The sequence below is a fragment of the Erwinia sp. S43 genome, from assembly GCF_016624745.1.
In the GTDB taxonomy this organism is placed as follows: domain Bacteria; phylum Pseudomonadota; class Gammaproteobacteria; order Enterobacterales; family Enterobacteriaceae; genus Erwinia; species Erwinia coffeiphila.
Map to the genome: position 1 here is coordinate 1 of NZ_JACVTX010000060.1, position 1,080 is coordinate 1,080.

Annotated in this window: 2 tRNA genes and 1 rRNA gene; all 3 read right to left on the reverse strand. The window is 49.8% G+C overall.

Annotation, left to right across the window (positions count from 1 at the left end):
* Window positions 1-188: 188 nt before the first annotated feature.
* Window positions 189-264: transfer RNA gene (locus tag IBT47_RS26780), tRNA-Ala, on the reverse strand.
* Window positions 265-425: 161 nt separating this feature from the next.
* Window positions 426-502, reverse strand: a tRNA-Ile gene (locus IBT47_RS26785).
* Between the two features lie 74 nt (window positions 503-576).
* A 16S ribosomal RNA gene (locus IBT47_RS26790) occupies window positions 577-1,080 on the reverse strand; the annotation flags it as partial.

The following is a 1,080-nucleotide window of genomic DNA, read 5'->3' on the forward strand; positions in this document are numbered from 1 at the left end:
TCCCGAAAGACGGCTGTCAGTTGCAAGCATTTGAGAGACTCGAACATACCGTGCTTCATTCTTATTACGGAGAATGAAAACAGTATGTCGTTTCAATTTTTCAGCTTGTTCCGGATTGTTAAAGAGCATAATACTTCGCAGCATACTGTTGCCAGTACACTCTGAAGTATTGAAAAAACAGACATATATGGTGGAGCTAAGCGGGATCGAACCGCTGACCTCCTGCGTGCAAGGCAGGCGCTCTCCCAGCTGAGCTATAGCCCCATACAGTCGTGCAGTAAACCTTTCCAGTACCAACTCCGGAGAGTTATTCGCCCCTTTCCTTTAAGAAAGGAGAAAATGTAATTTGTGCTCAGGCAAGGCAAGTAGGAGGTAAGTTTAGTTAACTAAACGACCAAGTACTTAACGCCGCATGAGTGCAAATTTGGTAGGCCTGAGTGGACTTGAACCACCGACCTCACCCTTATCAGGGGTGCGCTCTAACCACCTGAGCTACAAGCCTGTAGAGGTTTTTTCTGCTCGTTACTTTTCTATCAGACAATCTGTGTGAGCACTACGAAGGAAAGTATCTTCAGGTAAGGAGGTGATCCAACCGCAGGTTCCCCTACGGTTACCTTGTTACGACTTCACCCCAGTCATGAATCACAAAGTGGTAAGCGCCCTCCCGAAGGTTAAGCTACCTACTTCTTTTGCAACCCACTCCCATGGTGTGACGGGCGGTGTGTACAAGGCCCGGGAACGTATTCACCGTAGCATTCTGATCTACGATTACTAGCGATTCCGACTTCACGGAGTCGAGTTGCAGACTCCGATCCGGACTACGACGCACTTTATGAGGTCCGCTTGCTCTCGCGAGGTCGCTTCTCTTTGTATGCGCCATTGTAGCACGTGTGTAGCCCTGGCCGTAAGGGCCATGATGACTTGACGTCATCCCCACCTTCCTCCGGTTTATCACCGGCAGTCTCCTTTGAGTTCCCGACCGAATCGCTGGCAACAAAGGATAAGGGTTGCGCTCGTTGCGGGACTTAACCCAACATTTCACAACACGAGCTGACGACAGCCATGCAGCACCTGTCTCAC